We start from the raw sequence: 7,268 nt of genomic DNA on the forward strand, positions 1-7,268 counted from the left end.
ATCAGGAACTTGCTGCGCCAGATAGCGCTGAAATAGCGCTTGTCCTCGATGACGAAGACCTCGGTCACGAACGTCGCCCAGAACGCGAAGACAATGACCCCGACGATGAGCAGTATGAACCCGCTCGCGACAAATACGGACGTCGCGAGCGCGGTGAGGATAAACGGTATCAGCCGTCGCCCGATGTGCCGATACGACCCGCCGAACGTCGCCTCGTCGCCCATGTATCGGTCCGAGACCGCTTTGGTCAGCGCGCCGGTCACGAGCAGGTAAGCGGGCAGAGTGAGGAGGCCCGCGATGATTTGCGTCTCGACAGAGGCGGACTGCAGCAAGGCGAGCGGCATGTACACGATTGCTGCGATCCCGAAGAACAGCCAGAAATTGGCGCGGTAGAGCCGAAAGGTCTGGTCAATGATCTCCAACAGACCCATCGGCCGCAGTGTCGGTACGTGCGTCACGGCGGCACCTCCTCGCTAGGTTCGCAGGGGTCCCCCCGTTGGGGCGCTCCCCGTCACTTTCGTTGACAGCCATGAAAAACCTGCCGCAGACTACCCTTCGAGGGCTCTTTGCGCTATCATCTGTTGCGTCGCGAAGAATTGTCCGCTGCGAGCACGCCGCCGGCGTACTCGACAAATCCACGCAAGCGAGGAGTGGCATGCCTGATCCTGGACACCGAGATTCCACGTCACTTGTGGACCTCACGACAGCCGTCGTCGTCACCGCGGGACCCACCGCCGACGCAGTCGAGCGACAGGCGGCGCTCATGCTGCGGTGGGAAGTGCAGAAGCGCACCGGGCTCGAGTGGCCGGAGGTGGCCGCTTTGCCTGCAGACGATGTTCCGGCCATCATTGTCGGCAGTCGGGAGCGGATGCCTGCCGCGCCGCGGGGCGCTGCGATGCCGGAGCCCGAGATGAAACACGGCAAGCCCGCCGCCGAAGGGTATGTGCTCGCGGTGGATGCAGCCGCACGGCGCGCCCCGACTGTGTACGCCATCGGCAACGACCGCCGCGGCGCGCTCTTTGCCATCGGCCGACTCCTGCGGTCGCTGGACTGGGCGGATGGCGAGGCACAGCTGCCGAGTGACCTCGAGGTGTCGAGCGCCCCAGCGTACCCCATCCGCGGGATGCAACTCGGCTACCGACAGCTCAACGACACCCTCGACGCGTGGGACGTGTCGCGGTACGCGCAGTACGTGCGCGACCTGATCGTCTTCGGCAACAACGCCGTCGAGTTGATCCCGCCGGTGTCGCCTGGATCGCCCGGGCTCGCGATCCCCGATCCCCTCATGCCACTCCACCCCTGGGACATGACACTCGCGGTGAGCGCGGTGCTTGATGCATACGATATGGACGTCTGGTTCTGGCTGCCCCTGGAAAGCGGCGCCGCCGAGGATTCCGAACGGCGCGTCGCGAGCCTGCGTGAACGCGACGCCCTGTTCCGCGCGTGCCGGCGCATTGACCACCTCTTCGTGCCGGGCGGCGACCCCGGCGACACGCCGCCGCAGATTCTCATGCCGTACCTGCGGGAGCTGGGCGATGTCCTGCGCCGCAGTCATCCCAACGCGCAGTTGTGGGTCTCGCCGCAGAAGTTCCGCCGCGAGCACTTGAAGGACTTCTACGAGTATCTCCAGACCGAGGAGCCGGACTGGCTGGCGGGCGTAGTGTGGGGCCCCGGCTGCATAGGCACGTTGCCCTACACGCGGGAGATGATCCCCGAGAGATACCCGATCCGCCACTATCCCGATATCACGCACGCCAAGGTCTGCCAGTTTCCGTTTCCGTACTGGGACGTGGTGTGGGCCCAGGCGTACGAGCGTCAGCCCATCCAGCCCCGGCCGGCGCAGTTCGCGCACATCTGCAATCTGCTTTCGCCCTACACCCCGGGCGCGGTCGCGTATTCCGACGGCACCGGCGACGACGTCAACAAGATCGTATGGGACGCGCTGCTGTGGGATCCAGAAGTGGACGTGCGCGAGGTGCTGCGCGACTTCGGGCGGTATTTCGTCGGCCCGGGATACGCCGATGATGTCGCGGACGGCCTGCTGATGCTGGAGCAGAACTGGGCCGGACCTGCGGCGACCAATCCGCAGGTCGAGAAGACGCTGGTCCACTGGCAGGCAATGGAAAAGCGCGCCTCGCCTAAGGTGTTGTCGAACTGGCGTCTCCAGCAGGGCCTGATACGCGCCTATGCCGACGCATACGTACAGAAACGCGCGCAGCAGGAGACGGCGTTGCTCGGCGACGCCTATGCTGAGTTGAGGAAGGCCCCCGAGATCGGCCCTGACGCGGCGCTGACAAAGGCCGAAGAGATACTGCGGTCTGCGGATCCGCACACTGCCGCACCCGCGCTGCGCGCTCGCACCCACGAACTCGCTGACATGCTCTTCGACAGCATCGGCATGCAGCTCAGCATCGAGAAGCACGGCGCGAGCGCGCTCGACCGCGGCGCGCAGCTCGACAACAACGATGGGCCGCTGACCGACTGCCCCTGGCTGCTGCTGCGCATTGCAGAGATTCGCACGCTTCCCGACCGTGACGCCCAACTCGCCGCCATTGATGAGATCGTGAACTGGACCGACCCGGGGCTGGGCGGGTTCTACGACGACCTCGGTAACCGCGCCAACGGAACGGATCCTCATCTGGTGCGCGAGATCCCGTGGGAAGACGATCCCGGCTTCCTGCATGGCGTCCAGGACGCACACTATGGCCCCGGCTTCCCCCACCGGGATCGTCAGTCCTGGGCGCACCAGGCGCAGGTGTATCGCCCCCCCTTGCGAATGCGCTACACGGGCCTCGATCCGCAGGGCAGCTATGTGCTCAAGGCGACCTATGCGGGGCGCGGCAGGATGAGCATCCAACTGTACCTCGGCGGGGAGGCGGTAGGGGAGGCGGTTGAGTTTGACGGCCGCGACCCCGTGGTGCGGCAGTCCGAGGTGCCGCGGTCGGCGGTGGCCGAGGGGACGCTTGACGTCATGTGGGACAGCACGGTCCGCGACGACGTACAAATCGCGGAGGTGTGGCTGCTGCGAAAGGGTTAGGTGCCGCAGCGTTCGGTGCAATCGCGATTGGCGGGGGGGCAAGGTGCCTGTCGCTGGGGATTGGCGCTATGATGCCCAGCCGTTCATCCCTAGCTTGCCGAAGAGCCTCTGGCTGGGATTGGGCGCGATGAAGTCGTGTCCATACGAGTGGCGCTCACCTCTACTTTCCGAGGTCACACCCGGCCCGTCCTCGCGCTTGACAACGGCCTTGCCTTTGGGTATTATTCCGATTGGGAGAGCCACCGAAGGTGACCCACGTGTTTTCCATCCATGCCGGTTGTTGGGCCGTCGGCATCAGCCGCGAAAGACTGCGGCAGGTGCTGGTCTGGGACTCCTACTTCTCGTTCAAGCAGGAGCATTACTAGAGCGTATCTACGGCCCGCTCGGCATGTCGCCGGCGGGTTTTTCGCATTAACCCGGCTGTCCATGACCAGGTCGCAGGACGTGCCAAGTGTGCGCCTTCGGCATCATGGATGGCCTCGAACACTCGGCCTGGGGCGACGCGAAAGGTGTCGCCGACCGAACCGGTATGAATGATGCAGCTTAGCTGACGGCGTCGCACCATGGATTATCATCCCGACGAGGTGCTGGTACTGAACAACAACTACCAGCCGCTGAACATCACGAATGTTCGGCGCGCCATAGTCCTCTTATGCCTGGGCAAGGCGGAGACGATCCAGACCAACTCGAAAAGCTTCCACGCCGAGCGGATCATGGTCGAGATGCCGACGGTGGTACGGCTGAATCACTATGTGCGCCGGCCCATGCCCAGGCTCCACGTTACGCGCAAGAGCATCTTCGCTCGCGACGGGCACACTTGCCAGTACTGCGGCGCGCAGAAGGTCGCACTGACCCTGGACCACGTCGTGCCGCGGGACAAGGGCGGCCACACGGATTGGGATAACCTGGTCTGCTGCTGCACGAAGTGCAATAACATCAAGGGCAACCGCACCCCGAAAGAGGCGGGGATGTTGCTGTTGCGCCGGCCCCGGCGCCCGAAGTTCATCCCGTATATCAGCTACACCAAGTTTCTCGCCGCGCTCAGGAACCCGCACTGGAAGGCCTATCTCTCGCCGTACGGCGACGGGTAGCGCGACGCGAGAGGCCGCAGCATGAAGTTGAGCCCGACCGGGAACGGTCGGGCTCGATCGTTTCTAGGGGTGCGGTGCGAACGGATGCAGCCGTTCGCGCCGCAGTGACCAGGCCATGCCTTACTCCAGTGCCGCCGCGCGCAACTCGGCGCTGCGCGCCTCGTCTTCGTTTCCGAGCGCACGGCTGGCCTCCGCGAGGTGGCGCAAAATGGCGCGCGTCAGCGCCGTCTGGGTGGGATTCGCGAGGCCGAGGGCCGTGCGGAACGCCTCCACCGCATCCTCGTTGCGCTCGGCCCTGAGCAGCAACGTGCCGAGAGTGTCGCGCCCGATGCCTTCCTCGGGCGGGTGCGCGTCGAGCGCGGGCCGCAGCAGCGCGATCGCCTCGTCGAGACGCTTCCCCATCTCGGCACAGAGGTCGGCGAAGTTATTCACCGCCTCGAATAGCGTCGGATCCTCCTTCATCGCCCGCCGGTAGGAGTCCAGCGCTTCATCGCCCCGCCCTTGCTGTCGCAGCACATTGCCCAGGTTGACCCACGCGCGGGCGAAGTCAGGCTTGCGTTCGACCGCGAGGCGATAGTGCTCCTCGGCCTTCTGAAGCAGACCGCGGCGTTCGAGCATGACACCGAGATCGTTCACGCGTTCGGGGGATAGCTCTCGGGCTTCAGGCGGAGTTGGGGTCCGCGCGCGCGCGGCGCCGTAGGCGCGCATGAGGCGCGCCACCTTCGTCAGATCAACGCGGACTTCTTGGATATCACTGCGGCAGCCGGCCGCAAGAATGGGCAGCAGGAGCAGCAGCGCCCACCTCATTGCGGGCTCTGCGATTCGGCGTCACTGCCGTCGGAGTCGCCGTCGCTGGGAATGCTCGACGCCGACGGCTTGTCGCAGCATTGCGGCTGCGAAGACGCGGACTCGTCATCTTGTTGCGGCCGGATCACCAGCATCCAGTTGCGGGCATCGCGCCACCAGCGAGCGAAGTTGGGGTAGGAGATCCGCTCCGCCGCGCGCGTGCCGGTGTGGGCGGTGAAGCAGCGCTTGCCATCGTCGTAGCCCAACACGACGACGAAATGGTTCCGCCGCGCCCCAATTCCCCCGACGCGCCACTGGCAGATGACCGGGATGTCGCGTGAGATCCACTGCTTGAGGCGGTCGAGGTCGCCGCGCGATGACTCGGCGCGGAAACCCTTGCGTCGGGCGTACAGCTTGAGGTCGAGATTCAACACCTGCCCGCCGGGCAGCGCGATCTCATCCGCGATCTCGCGCTGCGTCGCCGGAAGGCCGTGGAAGCGGAGCACGCTTTCCAGCGCCGCCGGCCCGCACCACTGTGGCGCTTGCTTGACGAACGGGACGTGCTCGATGGTATGAGCAGTGGGGCGCGCCCACGCGGTCAGGGATGACAGTGTGACGGCGAGGGCCAGCCACGTCACTGTGGGCAGGCATCGCATGGTGATACGTCTGAGGGCGGCGAGCGGCGTGCTCGCCGCCCAAAGGAGATTCGTGCAGCGGACGTTAGTCCGACAGTATGAGCAGGATCACGATAATCAGCAGCCAGGTCGTGGTGCTGAAGGACGGCTGCTGGCCGCCGGCCGCGATCGCCTCGGCGCCGGTGGCGAGTTGCTGCAGCTCGTCTGTGCTGAGCTGGGCGAGGCGCTGGTTGATCTGCTCATCCGTCAGGCCAAAGCTCTTGAGCTGCGCCGTGATGCCGCCGGCGTCGAGGGCGGTCTGCGCTTGCGCAACGGCCTCTTCGCGTTCGCCCTGTGGCGCGGCGGTCATCTTCGACGGGATCGGCGCCGCGCACGCCGCCGTCATCATGATGACCATGACGGCGACTGTCGCCGTCGCAACCCAGGCATACCTACGTTCGAGTTTGTACATAACGAACTCCTGTGGCTGAGATTTGGCTGCGTCGCAGGAATCTACCACGCTGCGCGCCGCTTGTCAAGGCGCGCGGCGGCACGATGGCGAAACGCCGCGCGCCCAGTGGTCAGAGCGCAGCCGGGAAATGGCCTTTGCGTTCTTCGCGGTTGGGCAAACCCGCGGAGAACACTTCACTCCGCTTGAGCCACCGGCGGCGGGATCACGAGGGAGCCGGTCTCGTACCGCCGGAAGTCGGGCACGCCGAGCGGCGCCCCGCCGAGGGCTATGGACTGCTGGCTCACCAGGCCCGGCACGGTCACGTCGAGCGCGAAGTCAAGCCCCTGCGCCGGGTCGCGGCCCTCGCGCAGCGCGCGGATGAACTCCAGCGTCACCCAGAAATCGCCTCCGCCGTGGCCCGCGCGGCGCGCATCCTCCGGCGGATGCAGCCGCTCTTCCGGCAGAAACTCGTCGCGGTAATCCCACAGCGAGGTCCACGTCTGGCTGTCGGGATTGCGCCCGTGAATCCAGACCTTGTGGTCATCGCCGAACCCGCGCGGTCCCTCGTAACACCCCGCTGTGCCCTGGAGGGAATGGAAGTTCATATTGTGCGGGCGGTTCGAGAGCATGTCGAGGCGGATCTTGAACAGCGACCCCCGGTCGGTCTGGCACAGCATCAGGGTCGTGTCTTCGTTTTCATAGACCGCCCCGCGCGGATCGCGGTAATGATGCCCGCTGCCCAAACACGACACCGTCGCGACTCGCTCGCCGGTCCAGCGAATGAGGGGCCCGAGGCTGTGCGTAGGATACGTATTGCCATTGCGCCCGGTCTGCCACACCCGCCGCCACGGCGTCGCTTCGTTGAGTTCCTTCAGCTCGTGGATGTACTCGCCCTCGCCGAAGTAGATCTCCCCGAACAGGCCCGCACGCGCCATCTCGCCGACCAGGAGGACCATGTCCACATAGGTGTAGTTCTCGGCGAGCATGTAGGTCGCGGAGCTTCCGCGAACGGCGTCAACCAACCGGCAGCACTGATCGAAGTCCGTGGCCGCCGGTACCTCGCTCAGCACGTGGATGCCCCGCTGCAGCGCGGCGACGGCCATCGGCGCGTGCAAGTTCTGCGGCGTGCCGATGAACACGACGTTGATGCCGCTGTCCAGCATGTCCTCGTAGTTCGTAAAGCGCTTCTCGGCGCCAAGCGCTTCCGCCGCGTGCCTCAGGCGCTCCTCGTTGATATCGCAGCACGCGATGATCTCGAAATCGTCCTGTATCTCGAACACCGGCGCGGC

At 65.6% G+C, this 7,268-nt stretch carries 7 protein-coding genes; 2 read left to right on the forward strand and 5 right to left on the reverse strand.

What is annotated here, in order from left to right; translation table 11 throughout:
• Window positions 1-458: hypothetical protein (locus tag JSV65_07055; protein UCH36107.1), on the reverse strand; the 458-nt coding region annotated here is incomplete at its 3' end.
• A 197-nt stretch (window positions 459-655) separates the two neighbouring features.
• Here JSV65_07055 and JSV65_07060 point away from each other — a divergent pair.
• Both JSV65_07060 and JSV65_07065 read left to right on the forward strand, forming a co-directional pair.
• Window positions 656-3,037 carry a hypothetical protein gene (locus tag JSV65_07060; GenBank protein UCH36108.1) on the forward strand — a complete coding sequence of 794 codons (2,382 nt, stop codon included), beginning with the start codon at window positions 656-658 and terminating at the stop codon, window positions 3,035-3,037.
• A 563-nt stretch (window positions 3,038-3,600) separates the two neighbouring features.
• Window positions 3,601-4,128: an HNH endonuclease gene (locus JSV65_07065; GenBank protein ID UCH36109.1), complete on the forward strand. Its 528-nt coding sequence runs from the start codon at window positions 3,601-3,603 to the stop codon at window positions 4,126-4,128.
• A 120-nt stretch (window positions 4,129-4,248) separates the two neighbouring features.
• Here JSV65_07065 and JSV65_07070 read toward each other — a convergent pair whose 3' ends face one another.
• From JSV65_07070 to JSV65_07085, 4 genes are all read right to left on the reverse strand, one after another.
• On the reverse strand, window positions 4,249-4,935 hold the full coding sequence (locus JSV65_07070) for a tetratricopeptide repeat protein (protein UCH36110.1): 687 nt from the start codon (window positions 4,933-4,935) through the stop codon (window positions 4,249-4,251).
• Window positions 4,932-5,570 carry a C39 family peptidase gene (locus JSV65_07075; GenBank protein UCH36111.1) on the reverse strand — a complete coding sequence of 213 codons (639 nt, stop codon included), beginning with the start codon at window positions 5,568-5,570 and terminating at the stop codon, window positions 4,932-4,934. The genes JSV65_07070 and JSV65_07075 overlap by 4 nt, the downstream gene beginning before the upstream one ends.
• A gap of 64 nt (window positions 5,571-5,634) precedes the next feature.
• Window positions 5,635-6,000, reverse strand: a complete 366-nt coding sequence (locus JSV65_07080) for a PA2779 family protein (protein ID UCH36112.1) — start codon at window positions 5,998-6,000, stop codon at window positions 5,635-5,637.
• A gap of 173 nt (window positions 6,001-6,173) precedes the next feature.
• Window positions 6,174-7,268 (reverse strand): Gfo/Idh/MocA family oxidoreductase (locus tag JSV65_07085; protein ID UCH36113.1); only part of this gene is annotated, 1,095 nt, incomplete at its 5' end.

The sequence above is a fragment of the Armatimonadota bacterium genome (genome assembly GCA_020354555.1).
Taxonomy (GTDB): domain Bacteria; phylum Armatimonadota; class Hebobacteria.